General features: G+C 64.0%; 17 protein-coding genes and 1 tRNA gene. 15 read left to right on the top strand and 3 right to left on the bottom strand.

Features of this window, described 5'->3' with window-relative positions:
- Nucleotides 1–49 precede the first annotated feature (49 nt).
- From AC07M9_RS14090 to AC07M9_RS14055, 8 genes are all read left to right on the top strand, one after another.
- Complete coding sequence (locus AC07M9_RS14090; protein ID WP_494884379.1) at nt 50–850, top strand: enoyl-CoA hydratase-related protein; 801 nt, start codon at nt 50–52, stop codon at nt 848–850.
- Entirely contained in the window at nt 847–1,605 is a 759-nt protein-coding gene (locus tag AC07M9_RS14085) for an enoyl-CoA hydratase/isomerase family protein (RefSeq protein WP_494884377.1), read from the top strand. The genes AC07M9_RS14090 and AC07M9_RS14085 overlap by 4 nt, the downstream gene beginning before the upstream one ends.
- A 108-nt stretch (nt 1,606–1,713) precedes the next feature.
- On the top strand, nt 1,714–3,192 hold the full coding sequence (locus AC07M9_RS14080; RefSeq protein ID WP_494884375.1) for a GGDEF domain-containing protein: 1,479 nt from the start codon (nt 1,714–1,716) through the stop codon (nt 3,190–3,192).
- A 27-nt stretch (nt 3,193–3,219) separates the two neighbouring features.
- The gene (locus tag AC07M9_RS14075; protein WP_494884374.1) at nt 3,220–3,483 is read left to right on the top strand and encodes a hypothetical protein; all 264 of its coding nucleotides are present in this window, start codon (nt 3,220–3,222) and stop codon (nt 3,481–3,483) included.
- Nucleotides 3,484–3,649: 166 nt separating this feature from the next.
- Nucleotides 3,650–3,723, top strand: a tRNA-Gly gene (locus AC07M9_RS14070).
- A gap of 199 nt (nt 3,724–3,922) precedes the next feature.
- Nucleotides 3,923–5,173 carry a tyrosine-type recombinase/integrase gene (locus AC07M9_RS14065; protein ID WP_494884373.1) on the top strand — a complete coding sequence of 417 codons (1,251 nt, stop codon included), beginning with the start codon at nt 3,923–3,925 and terminating at the stop codon, nt 5,171–5,173.
- A 65-nt stretch (nt 5,174–5,238) separates the two neighbouring features.
- Nucleotides 5,239–6,411, top strand: coding sequence for a DNA cytosine methyltransferase (locus tag AC07M9_RS14060; protein WP_494884372.1), 1,173 nt, complete (start codon nt 5,239–5,241; stop codon nt 6,409–6,411).
- A gap of 35 nt (nt 6,412–6,446) precedes the next feature.
- On the top strand, nt 6,447–6,815 hold the full coding sequence (locus tag AC07M9_RS14055; RefSeq protein WP_494884371.1) for a very short patch repair endonuclease: 369 nt from the start codon (nt 6,447–6,449) through the stop codon (nt 6,813–6,815).
- On the opposite strand, the gene AC07M9_RS14050 is transcribed toward AC07M9_RS14055, so the two are convergent.
- The gene (locus tag AC07M9_RS14050; protein ID WP_494884370.1) at nt 6,788–7,627 is read right to left on the bottom strand and encodes a hypothetical protein; all 840 of its coding nucleotides are present in this window, start codon (nt 7,625–7,627) and stop codon (nt 6,788–6,790) included. The two genes, AC07M9_RS14055 and AC07M9_RS14050, sit on opposite strands and share 28 nt — an antisense overlap.
- Nucleotides 7,628–8,023: 396 nt before the next feature.
- Between AC07M9_RS14050 and AC07M9_RS14045 the strand changes: the two genes are divergently transcribed.
- The 3 genes from AC07M9_RS14045 to AC07M9_RS14035 all read left to right on the top strand — a co-directional run bounded on the left by AC07M9_RS14045 (nt 8,024) and on the right by AC07M9_RS14035 (nt 12,133).
- The gene (locus AC07M9_RS14045) at nt 8,024–8,509 is read left to right on the top strand and encodes a hypothetical protein (RefSeq protein WP_494884369.1); all 486 of its coding nucleotides are present in this window, start codon (nt 8,024–8,026) and stop codon (nt 8,507–8,509) included.
- Between the two features lie 767 nt (nt 8,510–9,276).
- On the top strand, nt 9,277–11,127 hold the full coding sequence (locus AC07M9_RS14040) for a ParB/RepB/Spo0J family partition protein (RefSeq protein ID WP_494884368.1): 1,851 nt from the start codon (nt 9,277–9,279) through the stop codon (nt 11,125–11,127).
- 82 nt (nt 11,128–11,209) lie between these two features.
- The gene (locus tag AC07M9_RS14035; RefSeq protein ID WP_494884367.1) at nt 11,210–12,133 is read left to right on the top strand and encodes a HEPN domain-containing protein; all 924 of its coding nucleotides are present in this window, start codon (nt 11,210–11,212) and stop codon (nt 12,131–12,133) included.
- Between the two features lie 75 nt (nt 12,134–12,208).
- On the opposite strand, the gene AC07M9_RS14030 is transcribed toward AC07M9_RS14035, so the two are convergent.
- The gene (locus tag AC07M9_RS14030; protein WP_494884366.1) at nt 12,209–12,571 is read right to left on the bottom strand and encodes a hypothetical protein; all 363 of its coding nucleotides are present in this window, start codon (nt 12,569–12,571) and stop codon (nt 12,209–12,211) included.
- A 344-nt stretch (nt 12,572–12,915) separates the two neighbouring features.
- Between AC07M9_RS14030 and AC07M9_RS14025 the strand changes: the two genes are divergently transcribed.
- From AC07M9_RS14025 to AC07M9_RS14010, 4 genes are all read left to right on the top strand, one after another.
- Nucleotides 12,916–13,203: a hypothetical protein gene (locus AC07M9_RS14025; protein ID WP_494884365.1), complete on the top strand. Its 288-nt coding sequence runs from the start codon at nt 12,916–12,918 to the stop codon at nt 13,201–13,203.
- Between the two features lie 133 nt (nt 13,204–13,336).
- Entirely contained in the window at nt 13,337–13,930 is a 594-nt protein-coding gene (locus AC07M9_RS14020; RefSeq protein WP_494884364.1) for a 7-cyano-7-deazaguanine synthase, read from the top strand.
- Entirely contained in the window at nt 13,930–14,394 is a 465-nt protein-coding gene (locus AC07M9_RS14015; protein ID WP_494884363.1) for a TIR domain-containing protein, read from the top strand. The genes AC07M9_RS14020 and AC07M9_RS14015 overlap by 1 nt, the downstream gene beginning before the upstream one ends.
- Nucleotides 14,395–14,496: 102 nt before the next feature.
- On the top strand, nt 14,497–16,365 hold the full coding sequence (locus tag AC07M9_RS14010) for a DUF7380 domain-containing protein (RefSeq protein ID WP_494884362.1): 1,869 nt from the start codon (nt 14,497–14,499) through the stop codon (nt 16,363–16,365).
- A 168-nt stretch (nt 16,366–16,533) separates the two neighbouring features.
- Here AC07M9_RS14010 and AC07M9_RS14005 read toward each other — a convergent pair whose 3' ends face one another.
- Nucleotides 16,534–17,439: a LysR family transcriptional regulator gene (locus tag AC07M9_RS14005; RefSeq protein WP_494884361.1), complete on the bottom strand. Its 906-nt coding sequence runs from the start codon at nt 17,437–17,439 to the stop codon at nt 16,534–16,536.
- Nucleotides 17,440–17,460: the final 21 nt, after the last annotated feature.

The following is a 17,460-nucleotide window of genomic DNA, read 5'->3' as shown; positions in this document are numbered from 1 at the left end:
AGCGCGACCGCTTTCAACAGGGGCGATACGAAGGAGAGAGGAACCCGCCATGGAAACGCAGTTCTGCAAGGTCGCGATCGACGGACCCGTCATGACCGTGACGATCGACCGCCCGGACATGCGCAACGCCCTGCACGGCGAGGCCAACTTCGAACTGGGCGAGGTGTTCGACCGTTTCGAGGCCGACCCCTCGCTCTGGGTCGCGATCCTGACCGGCGCGGGCGAGCGTGCGTTCTCCGCCGGCGCTGATTTGCGCACGCCCTTCGACAAGGAGGACCCGCGTGCGTTCAAGGGCATGCCCGTCCCCGAAACCGGGTTTGCCGGCCTGGTCTGGCGCTTCGACAGGCGTAAGCCGGTGATCGCGGCGGTCAACGGTTTCGCGCTCGGCGGCGGGTTCGAGGCGGCGCTGGCCTGCGACGTGATCGTCGCCGCGACAAGCGCCAGCTTCGGGCTGACCGAGCCCAGGGTCGGTCTTGCGGCGCTGGGCGGCGGCATCCAGCGCATCGTGCAGGAACTCGGGCCCAAGCGCGCCCATGCCATGCTCCTGACCGCACGCAAGGTTCCCGCCGCGCAGGCGCTCGAGTGGGGCATGGTCGCCGAAGTCGTCCCCGATGGTGAACTGCTCGCCTGCGCGCGGCGCTGGGCGGACGAGATCGTCGCCTGCTCGCCCGCCTCGATCATCGCGACCAAGGCGGTGATGCAGTCCTACTATGACCTCGGCATGGAAGCGTCGAACCGCGAGATGTTCGGCCTTCCCGAAGTGCGGGCGATGTTCGCGGGGCCTGACGTGCGCGAAGGCGGCAAGGCCCTGTTCGAGAAGCGGTCGCCGGTCTGGGCCGACCCGCTGTGAGCGCGTCCCGACCGGTGCTGGTGGAACGGCTGGGCGCGATCACGCGCGTGACGCTCAACCGCCCCGGACGGCGCAACGGCGTGACGGTGGCGATGTGCGAGGACCTTCACGCCGCCGTCGACGAGATCGCCGCGAGCGATGCCCGTGTCCTCGTCCTGCGCGGCGCGGGAGACGACTTCTGCGTGGGCGCGGACATCGGCGGATCACCCGAGGAGAACGCCCGCCCGTCGCCGATGGAGCCCACCGCGATGTACCATGCCTCGAGCCTGCTCCACACGATGCCGCAGGTGACCATCGCCGCGATCGACGGCGGCTGCGCGGGCGCGGGCATGGGCTGGGCCATGGCCTGCGACTTGCGCTTCGGGACGGCGCGCGCGCGGTTCTCGACGGCGTTCCTGAACGTGGGCGTATCGGGCGACATGGGGCTGGCCTGGAGCCTCGGGCATATCATCGGCGGCGCAAGGGCGCGTGAACTGCTGTTCTTCCCCGATCGCTTCGGGGGCGAGGAGGCCCACCGGCTCGGCCTCATCACGAGGCTGTTCCCGCCGGAGTCTCTGCAGGAAGAGACCCTGGCCCTAGCGGAAAGCCTCGCCGCTCGCGATCCGCTGGCGCTGCGGCTGATGAAGGCGAACTTCGTCTCGGCCGAAGACCTGCCGATCGGCGCATACATCGAAGTCGAGACGGCGCGGCACCTGCAGACCACGAACCGCCCGGAACTGGCGCGCATGATGGCCGGGAAACGCACGCCGACCTGAAGGATGTGGTCGCGCGGCTCCGTCGAAAACGAGGAACCGCAATTAACTTTAACGCAATACGCCTGTGACAAACGATGATGGGACAGTGCCCTGCCCAAGGAAAGAATCATGCGGCACACTTCATCGACCGTCACTGCGGTGCTTCCGATCCTGTTCCTGGCGGCTCATGCCGGCACCGTGGCGATCGCGCGTGACCGGGCGATGGAAGTCTCCTTTGGATGGTTGATCATGGCGCCGATGGCTGCGGCGGGCGCCTGCCTCTATCGCGGGATGAAGCAGGGCGCCGAGGGGTGGCTCCCGATGGGCGCGGCGATGCTGTGCTGGGCCGGCGGCATGGCGACCACGATGGTCGCCACGCTGTTCCTCGCGATCAGCAGCGAAGACCGGCTGAGCATGCTGCTCTACGTCCTCTACGGCGTGCCGCTGATCTTCGCGCTCGCGAGCCCCGAGGACGAGCGGTGGCCGGTGCGGCTTCTCGATGCGGCCATGGCCGCCGCGCTCGGTTATCTGTTCTACGAATACGTCAACCACCTGAGCACGGCGTCGGGGACGCAGGCGAACAACCTCGCCGCGCTCAAGCTGATGTTCGACATCGAGAACGGCTACATCGCAGTGCTCGCCTGCCTGCGGTTCCTTGCGGACAGCGGCCGGCGGCAGGACTTCTTCCGCGCCGCGATGGGATACGCGCTCGCCTATCTGGCCAGCGCCGCCTACATCAACCACCTTCAGGCGGAGACCCAGTACGGCTATTGGCCCGACCTCGTGATCGACCTGCCGTTCCTGTTCCTTGTCTGGCTCGTGCTCACCGCGAACAGCGCCCAGGCAGGCGCGCCCAGGCTCCGGCATTTCGCCCGGGTGGTGCGGGCGGGAAGCCCCCTGGCGATACCCGCGACCCTGCTGACCGTTTCGGTCCTGCTTGCCTCTTTCGACACCAGGATGGCGATCACGGGCTGCATCGCGGCCTGCCTCGGCTATGGGCTCCGCACGGTGTTGATGCAGTTGCAGAGCTTCGCCGAACATGATGAACTGCAGCAGCTTTCGCATGTCGACGCCTTGACCGGCATCCCCAACCGGCGACGCTTCGACGAAGTGCTCCAGCGCGAGTGGGGCCGCCGCGAGGATGCGCCCGGCCGGCTGGCGCTGCTGATGATCGACATCGACCATTTCAAGCAGTTGAACGACCGGTTCGGTCATTCCGTCGGCGACGAACGGCTGCGCAGCGTCGCGCTTGCGCTGGCCGATTGCGTCCGCCGCGAAACCGACCTCATCGCCCGCCACGGCGGCGAGGAGTTCGCTGCGATCCTGACCGATGTCGATCCGCAGGGCGCCGCGGCGATTGCCGAGCGGATGCGCGCGTCGGTCGAGGCGCTGTCGCTACGCGCGGGCAACGAGGCGGGCGTCGTCACGGTCAGCATAGGTATCGCCTGTGCGCACACGGTCGTCGGCGACCAGCGGGATTTCGCCGCGTTGGCCGATGCTGCGCTCTACGACGCGAAGCGGAACGGGCGGAACCAGGTCGTGCAGAGCGCGCCTTGCCTGCGCGTGGTGAATTCGGCCGCTTCCGCTCGGGACGGCAAGGCGGCCTGACCGGCAGGAGCGGCGCAAACCAGACCGGTGACGCGCAATGGCGCCGGATCGGCGCCGATTTCGCCAGGCTGGATCTTTCTTGAGGGAGAAATGTCCGCGCTTTGGAGTCATGCTTTGAAAGCAGTGCCCAAAGGTGGAAACATGATCCTCACCTCTGAAAATGTCATCCCGATAGACCGCGGCCGGAAACTTCGGCCCGTCAAGCGTCGCACCCAGCTCGCCTGGATCCTGACATTCAACATGTCGGCATGGATGCTGATCCTGACGATCGCCTGGTTCGTCTTTCGATAGTCCAGCTGGAAGCGCGCCCCGGGCCCTTGCGCCAAATGGTCAAGGCAGTGGGCAAGATCGCAAAACACCGCGTTGACGACAGGGCCATCGTCGTGGCACTAGGCCGGCGCCTCAGTGGAAAACACACTGGAAAACGACAAGCCTGACAAGGCTAAGTTGTTGAAATGCGGGTGTAGCTCAATGGCAGAGCAGAAGCTTCCCAAGCTTACGACGAGGGTTCGATTCCCTTCACCCGCTCCATTCGCCCTTCAAAAATCACCCTGAAACTGGTATAAAACCCTCGGAAAACGGGGACTTTCGTGTCCCGGTTCGTCCGGATTTGACCATGCATATCCGCCCACAGCCACGCTGAGTGGGGGCCATTTGGGGACATGGTAACTTTCGGGCAATTCGGGTGGCCCCCATAAGGGGGCCACCCGGCGGGAAAAGGCATTAAGTCATGCCCTTAACGGACGTTGCGATTCGAAATGCGAAGCCTCGGGCCAAGCCCTACAAGATGGGGGATACCCTCGGCCTGTTCCTCCTCGTTCAACCCTCCGGCGGCAAGCTCTGGCGCTTCAAGTACCGGATACACGGCAAGGAGGGTAAACTCGCGATCGGGACCTACCCGAGCGTGGGTCTCGCCGATGCCCGACGAAAGCGGGACGAGGCCCGCGATCTCGTGTCGGCGGGGAAAGATCCTTCGATCGAGAAGCGGCGTGCCAAGGCACACGCCCGCTATCAGGTGGGAGTGACCTTCACTGCCGTCGCCGCCGAGTTCTGTGAAAAGCGGCGCAAAGATGGAGACAGAGCCTGGGCCCCAGCCACGACCACCCGCAGCGAGTACCTGCTGTCGCTGCTCAGGGGGTCAATCGGGAACATGCCCATCACCGACATCGAGCCCATCGACGTCCTTTCCGCCGTTCGGCGGATCGAGAGGCAGGGAAAGCTTGAGAGTGCGCGGCGGACTCTGCAGCTGGCAAGCTCTGTCTTTCGCTTCGCCGTTGCGACGGCCAGGCTCAAATCAGATCCGACACGCGATCTGCGCGGGGCTCTCTTGACGCCGACCGTGACCCACTACGGGGCCATCATCGAGCCGACGCAGGTAGGAAAGCTACTGCGTGCGATCGACGGCTATGATGGCCAACCGCTGACCAAGCTGGCGATGCAGTTGGCACCGCACGTCTTCGTTCGCCCCGGCGAGTTGCGTCATGCCGAATGGAACGAGTTCAACTTTGGTGGGGCACTGTGGACCATCCCGGCTCCGAAGACGAAGATGCGCAAGGATCACCGGGTGCCACTTTCTACCCAGGTCCTTGCCATCTTGGTGGAGGCCCGTGCGCTTACCGGCCCCGACGGATACGTATTTCCCTCGATCAGGGCCCGCTCGCGTCCCATGAGCGACAACACCATCAATGCCGGGCTCAGACGCCTCGGGTACGCCACCGACGAAATGACCGCGCATGGCTTTCGCGCAATGGCCTCCACGCTGCTGAACGAAAGCGGGAAGTGGCATCCGGATGCGATCGAGCGTGCCCTCGCGCATGGTGACGGCGACAAGGTTCGTGCCGCCTATCACCGGGGAGCACACTGGAATGAGCGGGTCGAGATGGCTCAGTGGTGGAGCGATCACCTCGATGCCCTGCGTGCCGGAGCGGACCGCGATGCGAAAAGCGGCGGGTTGAAGATCAAGATGCGGGAGAGAACATAGGTTGAACCTTGCAGCCCCGATTTTTGCGGTTAGGGTCCGCCTCCAGGTTCCATAGGAGATCGTCGGTGAAGGTAGCGGGACTGTTTGCGGGTATCGGAGGCTTCGAGCGAGGGCTCGAACTTTCCGGTCACGAGACGGCGCTGCTTTGCGAAATATGGACGCCCGCGAGGGCCGTGCTCGCCGCCCACATGCCCAACGTTCCCTGCGAAAACGACGTGCGAGACCTCGTCGCCTTGCCGGGCGACGTTGAACTTCTGGTCGGTGGATTTCCCTGCCAAGACCTCAGTCAGGCAGGCCGGACCGCCGGCATCGGCGGCGCTCGGTCGGGGCTCGTCGGCGAAGTGTTCAGACTGCTCGACGATCGCCGCGTGCCGTGGGTCGTGCTGGAGAACGTCTCCTTCATGCTTCAGTTGGATCGCGGAAGAGGCATGGCGACGTTGATCGAGGCGTTCGAAGAGCGGGGCTATCGCTGGGCTTATCGGGTGGTGAACACCATGGCCTTTCTTCCGCAACGCCGCGAGCGAGTGCTCTTCGTCGCCACCACGACCGGCGTCGATCCTGCTTCGGTAGTGCTGGTCGACGAAGTAGAACCCTCCATCCCCGATACCAACTTGGACGCTCGTGCTCACGGCTTCTATTGGACCGAAGGATTGCGAGGACTGGGATGGGCCCCGGATGCAGTTCCCACTCTCAAGAACGGATCGACGGTCGGCATCGCTTCCCCTCCCGCCATCCTGATGCCGGACGGGCACGTCGTGACGCCGGACATACGCGACGCCGAACGGCTTCAAGGCTTTCCCACAGACTGGACCCAGCCTGCCGAAACGGTCGGCCGCGCCTCCTTGCGGTGGTCACTGGTCGGCAATGCCGTTTCCGTGCCGGTCGCCGGCTGGTTGGGCGGGCGACTTGCGCGTCCCGGTGTTTACCAAAGGGCGCGTGACTTCGCGTTGCCTGAGAACGGGCGCTGGCCGAAAGCTGCGCGCTTCGACGGCGACACGCGCCATGCGGTAGCCATCGGCGCCTATCCCACCTGGCAGGAACGCCCGCCGTTGGTCGACTTCCTGAAGCACGGAGGCAAGCCGTTGTCGGCCCGGGCCACACGTGGTTTCCTATCGCGTACGGAGCGCGCTAGTCTGCGCTTCGCCGAAGGGTTTCAGGACCGGCTGCGCGAGCATCTCGCTCGCATGGAGTCTCCGCAAGAGTTTCGCGAACTAGAGTTGGCCGTCGCCGCAGAGTGATTCCCGTCAAGCCAGATCCTGCCGTCTCGAAACGGATGAGCGGCATTCGGCGAACCGGAACCAAAGCGGAGCTTCTGGTCGGCGCGATGCTCAGGGAGATGGGGCTAGCCTACCGGAAGAACGTCAAGGCGCTTCCCGGAAGCCCCGACTTCGCGAACCAGAAGCGGCGCTGGGCGGTCTTCGTCAACGGATGTTTCTGGCATCACCACACGGGTTGTCGTCGCGCGACGGTACCAAAATCGAACGTCGATTTCTGGACCGAAAAGTTTCGAGCCAATAGGAGCCGTGACGCCCGGGCCATCAGAAATCTGCGATCACGAGGCTTCACGGTCGTCGTTCTTTGGGAATGCGATGGCCAACGTGTGCGCCGCAAGCTTCAGAGATGCCTGAACCGCGTCGCATAGATGCTGGCCAACCGAGAAATCATCGTATCGTAGTGATAGATGTCGCCCGGTTGCGGCGCCGGCGGAGTCTGGACCAGACTTACTGGCGAACCGTCGTTCGCCATGTCGATGACGACGATGGACAGCGCATCGTAGCCCACGTCGCCGGTCTTCGATCGCCGGGGAAGCTGCTTGATCTTGTCGACGGCAAGCTGCGCGTCGCGCGGCTGCTTGTGCGTGCTCCATTCCGGATCGTCGGCCCGGTTCTTCTTGTTCAGGTCGGGACTGAGGTATCGTTTGGCTTGGTTTACCATCGTGAAGCCCACCGCGATCGCCTGATCGTCGGAACCATGAACCGTCATGTGGGACGAGTTGAGCTCGTCGTACAGACGAGGGAGCGCGCGTTGGTGCGCGGTCATGCACGCTTTCGCTTCGAGTGCCATCAAGACCGACCCGACGGGCGCGCGCACCAACCGAGGAAGCCTATCGAGTGTCGCCTGCTCGGCCTCCGTCAGTTCGATGCCGTAACCCGAGGCGACGGAAGCCATGGTCTGCCCCGAGGCGGGGCCTCCTGGGGTGCACAACACGAGATCCAGGTCCTTCTTCCGATCGTGGACGAAGTCGCGCATCTCGTGGTTGATGCCGAAGCACACCTTGCCCTCCTCGACGTGGCGTCGAAGGAGCGGCGTGTTGGCCAGCACGTCGAATATGACGCCCCAGCAGGCGACCTTGGAATGATGGTCGCTGCGCGAATGGTACTGCCACCGGTTGCCGAACTTGTCCGTCCGCGTGGGAATGGACAGCGTTCTAACGAGAATTTCGGGACCGTGCATCAGTAACTCGCATCGGAGGAATCGGGAGGCACGTGCGCAATGGGAAGTCACGGCCGCACGCCAGAGCCTTTCAGTCGACCCCGCGGCGCGAGTCAACGACGACCCATCAACTTTTCATTTCTTCGAGGACCGGACACGGCGCGCAGCGGCGTCGTTCAGCACCTTCAGGACTCCGGCCTCTTCAATCCTGCGACAATCCTCCGACGTTGCTGGATACAATGTCATATCTGTTGGAAAACGGTGTGGACACATTCGCCGAAGCCGTTGACCGTCTCTGGGAGATCGAGACAGGCAAGCTAGCTGCATGACTGGAGGGAGCGGCCCTGTTCCGCCCCTTCCATTTCGAGGTTCGGTCGAGCACTGTGGCGGCCCTAGTCTCAAGGCGAGCGTTACCGAATGAATCACCTTGAGAGCCTGGTCAGCGAATATCTCGAATGGCAGGGCTATCTTATCCGGCGAAACACGAAGGTCGGGCGTCTCGCTCATGGCGGGTGGGCGATGGAACTCGATGTCGTCGGCTATAATCCGCACACCAGCCATCTCGTCCATTACGAACCATCTACGGATGCGCATTCATGGGAAAAGCGTGAACTGCGCTTCCGCTCGAAGTTCGAAAACGGTCGAAAATTCATTCTGACCGAGATGTTCAACTGGCTGCCCTCGGACCTTTCCATCGAGCAGGTGGCGATCTGCCCCAATCGACCGAAAGATCGTGATGGACTTGGTGGAGGGCGGCTGCTTTCCATCGATGAATTCATGGCCGAGGTCCGCGCCAAAGTGCTTGGTTGCGGGCCGGCGCGGAGAAATGCGATCAGCGAAAACTATCCGATACTAAGGACACTGCAGCTTCTGCTCTGCGGCTACAACAGGCCGGCCGTCTAGCCGCGCATCGTGCCGCCCATGCAATCGCAGGCCCGTCATCGAGATCACAGGTCAACGGATGGTTGAAGACGAGCGGGGTCGACTGCCAAGCGTCACTCCGATACTGTACACCACATTACTCAAGACGCTTTGACCTGCTTAAGGCGGGCGTTTCGGCTGCAACTCAAGGCTATATATAACCGAGTTGACCAGGCCGAGAGCTACAGCCGCGATGTCACGCCGCACCGGGATGAAGATCCCCGGGAATGATCGAGGCCCGCGGCGAGATAGGCTGAGACGGCTTTCGCCAGATCTAGGGTCAAGGTTCTTCGTCCATGTCTGTTCCCACGTCGGTCATCGTGGCGGGGGCTATGACGAGACCCGGGGTTCGACATCATTCGATCAAGAGCAGGAAGGCGAGGCTGCCCCGCGCCGTTGGCGCGGCCGCGCTCTACCTCCGCCTGCGGCTCCGGCCGAGCCACCTGCGGCCTCTCGTCGGCATAGCCGTCACGATCACTGGCAGAGGCCGGCACGCTGCGCGTTCCGGATGCGGACAGCGCGGCTAGCCGCGCTGGCGTTGCTGATTGGCCTGCCGGCTGGCGGTGTGGGCGTCGCTCACCTCTAGGCCCGCCGCGGCGGCGCGCAACCTGGGCTGCGCCCAGGTCCTCCACTTCGTTCCGGCCCTTCGGGTGCGCCCCGCCTCGATCGGCGGGCCTGCCGGACCGCTCCTGTCGCCCACCCCGCCCTCCGGCCGGTCAATGCGCGCGATAGAAGAGGAGTGAAGGATCATGGAACTCAAGCACATCGACATCACCCGTCTGTCGGTCTCCAGCCTCAACATGCGGGGCACCAAGAAGACCTGCGACATCGCCAACATCCTGCCTTCGGTTCGAGCGCGGGGCGTGCTGGTGCCGCTGATCGTGCGCGCCATCGGCACCGAGATCATCGGTTCGGGCGAGGCCGAGGGAGCGGCGCAGGCCGGGGAGGCTGTGAGCCCAGCCTATGAAATCCTCGCAGGCAAGCGGCGCTATCATGCGGCGCTAGCCGTGGTGGACGAGGGAGGCGGCATCGAGGACCTGCCCTGCGCGGTGATCGAGCCCGGCGACGATGCGGCAGCATTGGAAGCCTCGCTGATCGAGAACATCGCCCGGCTCGATCCCGACGAAATGACCCGCTGCGAAACCTTCACCCGGCTGGTGCGCGAAGGGCGCGACGTGGACGGCATTGCCCTGACCTTCGGGCTGACCGCCTTGCAGGTGAAGCGCACCTTGGCGCTCGGCAATCTGTTGCCCCGGCTGCGCAACCTGTACCGAGTCGACGGCATCGATGCGGTGTCGCTGCGGCATCTGACCATGGCGTCAAAGGCGAAGCAGAAGGAATGGTTGGCGCTCCATGATGACGAGCGGGCGGCGACGCCCACCGGGGCATGGCTCAAGGCATGGCTGTTCGGGGGAGCCTCGATCCCGGTCGGCGCTGCGCTGTTCGATCCGGGCGATCACAAAATTGAAATCATCGCCGATCTGTTCGGAAACGAGGCCTATTTCGCCTGTTCGGACGCGTTTTGGCCGCTTCAGATGGCCGAAGTGGAGAATCGGGCCGAGGCGCTGCGGGACTCGGGATGGAGCGAGGTCGTCGTCATGGCGAGGGGCGAGACGTTCCATGCGTGGGAGCATTCCGCCTGCGCGAAGGCAAAGGGCGGCAGGGTCTATGTCGCCGTCGGTCATCGCGGCGACGTCACTTTCCACGAGGGCTACGTCACCTTGAAGGAAGCCCGGCGGCTCGAGCGGGGCGAGGCGCTGGAGAAGGTGGTGCGGCCTGAGGTATCGAGCACCGTGAACGCTTACATCGACCTGCATCGACATGCCGCCGTGCGCGCGAAGCTGGTGGAGGATACCGGCCTGTCTCTTCGGGTGATGGTCGCCCATGCCATCATGGGTTCAGGCCTGTGGAGCGTACGGGTCGAACCGCAGAAGGCCCCCAACGATGCGGTGGCCGAGAGCGTCGAGGGATGTCTGGCGGAAGCGCTGTTCGATGCGCGGCGCCGTGAAGTGCTGGCCCTGCTCAGGCTGGATGCCGAGGCGCCGACCGTAACCGGCAGCTACCCTGTTGGGGAGGGCATCGGTGGCCTGCTGACCCGGTTGATCGCACTGGACGATACCGATGTGATGCGGGTTCTGGCCGTCGTCATGGGCGAGACGCTGGACGTGGGCACTTGCCTGATCGAACTGCTGGGCCAGCACATGGCCGTGAGCATGGCCGAGGTCTGGCAGGCGGACGATGCCATGCTCGATGCCGTCCGGGACCGCGAGGTCATGGGCCATCTGCTCGCCGAGGTGGCGGGCGAGACGGTTGCAGCTGAGAACGCCAAGGCCACCACCAAGGTGCAGCGCGGCATCATCCGCGACTGCCTGACCGGGACCAACGGGCGGCTCAAGCGCGAGAGTTGGGTGCCGCGCTGGATGACCTTCCTCGCAAGCGCCTACACGGCGCGCGGCGGGGTCGGTAGCGCCGATCGAGCTGCGCGGATCGTGACGATCACGGAGGCCGACACCGCCGTGGAGGAACACCACGCCGAGGGCGACGAAGCCGAAGCGGACCCCGGCATCGACGCCAGCGACGCCTTGTCCAAGGCAGCGTGACTGAGGCAATGGCCGGTTCCGAATGGGACCGGCCAGCCACTTTATACTTGGCAACACAGGCAATAGCGGCGATTCTGGCCCCATGAAAACCGACCTCGATCATCTGCCTGCGAGCAAGCAGCGAGACCTGGACCGCGTGGTCCAGATCCTGTTCGAGGAGTTCGCCGCCGCGCACGAGAACGCGACCGCGCGCCGCCGCCGGGGCCGCATCCTCAAGGTCATCCTCTACGGCAGCCATGCGCGTGGCGGCTGGGTGGACGAGCCGCATACTGCCAAGGGTTACGTCTCCGACTTCGACCTGCTGGTGATCGTCAACCAGAAGGACTTGACCGACCGCGCCGCCCACTGGACTGCCGCCGACCAGCGCCTGATCGAGGAGAAACTGGCCGGGCGGCTGCGCACGCCCGCCAACTTCGTCGTCCATACGTGGCAGCAAGTCGGCGATGGCCTTGCCCATGGCCGCTACTTCTTCATGGACATCGCACGCGACGGCGTCGTGCTCTTCGAGGCCGACGACAGGCCGCTCCCGGAGCCCAAGCCGAAGACGCCCGAGCAGGCGCTCACCATGGCGCAGGAATACTTCGACGAGTGGTTTCCGTCGGCCATGAAGCGGTTCGAGGGGTCGTGCTTCTATGCTGAAAAGGGGTATCTACGAGATGCCGCATTCGATCTGCATCAAGCCGCAGAACGTCTCTATCACTGCGTCCTCTTGGTCTGCACCTTCTACACCCCGCATAACCACAATCTTGCCTTTCTGCGCACGCAGGCCGAGGGCCTCGACATGCGGCTGGTCGATGCATGGCCGCGCAATACCCGGCGCGAGCGGGCGCTGTTCGAGAAGCTGAAGGACGCCTACGTGAAGGCGCGCTACTCCAAGCATTACCGCATCTCGAAAGAGGACCTGAATTGGCTCGCCGAGCGCGTCGAAAAGCTCGGCCAGTTCGTGCAGGAAGTCTGCCAGGAGCGGCTGACACTGCTGGCCTCGGAAGTCCGCGAAGCAGGCTGACGCCCGTTCAACAGGGGGCGCATGGACCTTTGCCGCCCCTCGACTGGCCCAGCGACACCCCTCCAAGCCCAACTCTCAGGCGTCCTCGCGCACCTCGATGTCGAGCGTCAGTTGCAGCACGTCGTCGTCCTGTGCGCTGACTTCCGGCTGCAGCGTCTGCGCACCGCACGCCAGCGTGATCCAGTCGAAATTCCAATCCAGATCGAGCGCGTCACCAAGGCCGTGACGCGTGATCCGGGCCATCGCGGCGCCCTTGCTGGCGATGCCGAAACGGCAGGCATTCCCGCCCGGAATACAGCTGCCCTGGACCAGCGTTCCGTCCGAAAAGGCCAGAGAGAATCCCTCGGCAATCCCCCGCACCGGGAAATCGAGAATCGTCTCGACATCGCCTTTCAGTTGCAGGCGATGTCCCGCCCTGGCTTCGATCCGCACACCCATATGCCCGTCCTTCTTCGCGACTCACGTGATGGGGCACTCATAGAACATATAGCGAACATCATGAAGGGCGATGGTGATGGTGGCAGCGGATCAGGGGGAATTTGGGAGGAGAAGGAGCTATGGCAAGTTAAAGGTCCTGTCTCGCTAGCTTGACTAAGTGGTTGTCTGCACGTCGTTTTCTTTAGAGACAGGCAAGGCCGAAGCCGTGAGCACGCCTCCAGTTGCGAGATAGATCGGCGAGAAATCGTACCGTTACAGGCGCTTGGCACGAGACAGTGGTGGAGGCCCTTGCAGACTTGCGGGCGCGACCCCTGATTGCTGGTTTTGGCAAGGAGGTGGCGGCGATGGACGACGAGTTCGACGTGTGGCTGGGTCACATCGGCAAGGAGCGGCCCATGCGCCACGACCTGGGTCGGGCGGTCAACCAGGCGGGTGGCTCGCGCCTGTCGCGAGGAGCTGGCAAGCCGCGCTTCACCGGTGCTCGGACCGGGCGCGGCGTCGCTGCCGGAAGGATGCTCGGCGATGCATCGCGCCGTGGCAGTGCGGGGGCACGCCGGGTAATCGTGAAAGCCCGCTTCGTGAAGCTGGCCGGCAAGGGCGCCAAGGCGGCGGCCGCGCACTGCGCAGGATGACGGACTACCGGCGGGATGAGATCGTACTGAGGGATCACGCCGCAGGCTTCGGCCTGCCGGTCGGGTTTCTAGACTGGGCTGTTTGGATAGTAATGCGTGTCGCGAACCCCAGAGTGATCAAGGAGAAGGCAGAATGAGCGTCGTCACCCTCGTTTCTGGTGGTCTCGACTCCCTCCTCGTGGCATGCCTAGCCAAGGAAGAGGGGCTGACGCAGTATCCACTCTTCATCGACTACGGTCAGCGCGCCCGCGAACAGGAGTATGCAGCCTGTCTGAAAGGCATGGCGAGGCTGGGTCTTCCTCTACCAGTCACGGCGGGTCTTGGCGGATTCGGCCACCTGATCCGATCCGGTCTCACCGATACGGGCCAACGGGTGTACGAGGACGCCTATACGCCCGGTCGGAACCTTCTATTTTTGCTTACCGCTGCGGCCTATGCCGCGCAGGTCGGCGCGGACGCCGTCTCCATCGGCCTCCTGCATGAGGACACCAGCCTCTTTCCCGATCAGACCGGGAGCTTCCTCAGATCGGCCGAGGCGACACTCGCCATGGCGGTGGCGAGACCCGTCCGTGTACTCGCGCCCCTCGCGGCGTTCCACAAGCGCGACGTGGTGCGGCTGGCCGATGAGAAGGGACTCGCCGGCTCCTATTCGTGTCATCTGGGAGAGGTCGATCCTTGCGGCGTGTGCATTGCCTGTCGCGAGTTTGTTTTCGAGGGAGAAGACTGATGGGCGGCAGCGGCGGGGGCGGCTACAGCCGGCTGGGAGATGTGAAAGGACTGGAGCAGAAAGCGAAGGAGGCGCTGCAGGGCGGGCGCAAGAACGTATTTATCAGTTTTTCGATGAAGGACATAGCCGAAGTCAACCTCGTCCGCGCACATGCCAAGAACGAGAACAGCGACATTGAATTCAATGATCGTTCGGTGCGTGAGCCTTACGACAGCGAACGCGCGGAATACATCCGTTCGCGGCTGAAGGAGCGTATCAACCAATCCTCGACGACAGTGGTCTACGTCTCGGAGAATACCGCGAGTAGCAACTGGGTCGAATGGGAGGTTAAAACTAGCTTAGATCTCGGCAAGCGCGTTATCGCGATGTATAAAGGCGATGCTCCGCCATCGAACGCACCATCTTGGCTAAAGGACTCGAGTATTACGAAGGTCGCTTGGAAGGATCTCGCCGGGAAGCTTTAATAGTCTCGTAGCCGGAACTCGCTGATCTGCGCTTGATGTCCGGCTGACGGGCGTTGCTAATCTCGGATGGACTTGGATCCAAACGGAAGAGACATCTACCACATGTCGTCTACAACCACCGAATCCGCCGAAGAGTCTCTCTTCACATTCGCCTCGCCGGCGGATTTCGCGGGAAGCGGCCTTGATGCGTTTCTCGGTGAGCATGCAGACGCGGACGACCATCTGCTGCAGGATGTGTTGCGGATCGAGGGACGGGCCGCCCATGATGTGGGCAGCGAAGCGCGCGGGAGGGTCTTCGGTCTGATCGCGGGGCTGATGTCTCTCCATATGCGGGTCGAGGATCCGGCCGAGGTGTTCGGCCCCATGCTCGTGATGGGCACGCGACGCTCGATGATACCGTCGGATGTCCGGGGCGCGCAGACCGACGTCCTGGCCGAACAGGTGCCGCTGCTGCCGCATCCATCGGTCCGAGCGCGCGTCGGCGACGTGGCGTTCCTGAACTCCCGTCGACATCACGCTGCCGGACGGGCGGCGATCGACGCCTATTGCGAACTCGCCATGGGCCGGCTCGACGGTTCCTTCCCTTCGTCCATTCCGGGTGTGGAGTTCGACCTCCACAATGTCGTGGCCCCCATCAAGCGAGCGTTCCAGCTTGCCGGCCTCCTTTACAGCCGTGGCGAGGTGCCGGACTGCATCAGGGAAGCCTTCGCCCGGGCCCATGATCGGGTGATCGCAGAGGCGAGGTATGTTCAGTTCGTTGACCTCGCGCATGCAGGCGTGACGTTTGGGTTGTTGACGCGCGAGGATGCCGCGCAGGAAGCGGAAACGCTAGCCGCCGCAGCGCCGGGAGGAATGTATCCCGAAGCCGTGAAGCAGGTCTGGAGCTTCGCGGCGCAGCAGCTCGCACGGCTCGGCGACAAGGAGGGAGAGAAGCGCTGCGCTATCGCGGCGGCGGAGCAAACCCTCAAGATGCGTGATCAGTGCAGCGGAGCCCTTGCCCGCGCGGACTGGACCAAGGACACCATCGGGGAGCTTCGGCAAATTCCCGGGACAGCGGCCCGAGTAAAGGAGCTCATGGAGGAGATGCGCCAGCTGCAGCTCGCGGCGCAGGACGAGATGGCCACATTCGAGGTGCCGATGGATCTGTCAGAGGATCGGGCCGAGGCCATCCGGGTCTTTGGGGAACTGGCACTCCCGCAGGCCTTCATTGAATTCATGTTGCTGGTTGAGCCGCGAAAGGCCGACGAGCTAATGGATGCGGCCCGACAGGACGCGGATGGGTCCATCGTGGAAAGCATGTTCTCGTCCAGCTATCGGGACGACGAGGGCAAGGAAACCGCACGCATCTCCGCACCGGCCGTCGAGGGTGGGCCCAACGGGGACTGGCTGAAGGCGGCATGCGTCCGTCACATGTCCTTCATCCGTCACCAGATCGTGATGGGCTATCTCGAGCCTGGCCGCCGCAGGCTTTGCACTCGCTTCACGATTGAAGAGCGTCATTTCGGGCCGATCATCGCGAGGTCGCCTTTCGTGCCTCGGGGGCATGGCTCCCTGTTCGCCCTCGGCTTCGCCCGTATGTTTCAAGGCGACTTCGTCTCCGCAGCCCACATTCTGTTCCCGCAACTGGAGAACTCGCTGCGCCATCTGCTCGTCCTGTCGAACGCCGAGCCGTCGAAGCTGTCACCCGATCTCCTGCAGGGCGATCGGACCCTCAGCGCTCTTCTCACCGCGAACCGATCGGATCTCGAGGAGATGTGGGGGAAGGATTTTGTGTTCGAGATCGACATCCTGTTCAACTTCCGGCCCGGTCCCGCGCTCCGGAACGACCTGGCCCATGGCAAACTCAGCTGGGGATCGCTGCATTCGGTCGATGTCGTCTACGGGTGCTGGCTGATCTTCAACCTGGCGTGCCGGCCGGTGCTCCACGAATGGAAGGACCTGCTCGCGCCGGAAATCGATGCCACGCTCTGACGATCGGCCGCTTTCAGCGGAACCGGATGTTTACCATTCAACATGGGAACGACTGGCTCTGGTCGGAGCCGCCGCAATAGCAGACCGTCAGCACCTAGGGACAGAAATTTGATCGCTGAGCGGCCGATTAGGGTCGGCCATGATCTCGCGGTCTGCCCGAACTTGAACTCAGGGCGTGGTCGCTACGACCTCGCGGGGAAACCCTGCCGCGAGATGATCGATCAACGCCCGCACGGCTGGCGACAGGCCCCGGCGGGTGGTGAAAACGAGATGTACGATGCCCTGGAGCCCGCGCCAGTGGGGCAGCACGTGGGCCAGCTTGCCGGCGAGCAGCGCCTCGCGGCAAACGTGGTCGGGCAGTATCGCGATGCCGAGGCCGTCGATGGCGGCGTTGCGTACTGCTGCCATGTCGGTGCAGCCGATGCGCGGCGCGGTACGGACGGCATGTTTGCGGCCATCCTCGGTTTCCAGGTGCCATTCGAGATCGTCGGCGGCGTCATCGGTGGCGAGCGTCGGCAGGTTTGCGATCTGCTCCACCTGCTTGATCTGGCCTGCCAGTTCGGGGCAGGCGACGAGGATACGCGTCGATCTGCCTAGCGAGCGCATGGTGAGCGCGGCATCGCTGGTCAGCGCGGCGCGCACGCGCAAGGCAAGATCGATCCGCTCTTCGATCAGGTCCACCGCGCGGTCTGTCGCGACGAGTTGCAGGCGCACCTTGGGATAGCGGGCAAGGAACGTGGATATCAGACTCGAGATCGGCTCGATCATGCCGGTAGGACAACTGAAGCGGATCCGCCCGTGAGGCTCCGCCTGCGCCTGCAGGACCAGAGCTTCGGCCTGCTCGGCCTCGGCCAATATGGCTCGGCACCGCTCGTAGAATGCAAGACCGGTGTCCGTCACGCGGAAGCGCCGGCTCGAGCGCTCGATAAGACGCAGGCCGAGGCGCTCCTCCAGCCCGGCGATGCGGCGGCTCAGCTTGGACTTGGGTTCTCGGAGCGCGCGCCCCGCCGCAGCAAAGCCGCCGTGCGCCACCACTTCGGCAAAATAGGCATAGTCATTCAGGTCGATCCGCATCATCGTTCCTCCAGTGGAACG

It is taken from the genome of Novosphingobium sp. GW821-FHT09E05 (assembly GCF_059416165.1).
This window is presented reverse-complemented; position numbering and strand designations above follow the sequence as displayed.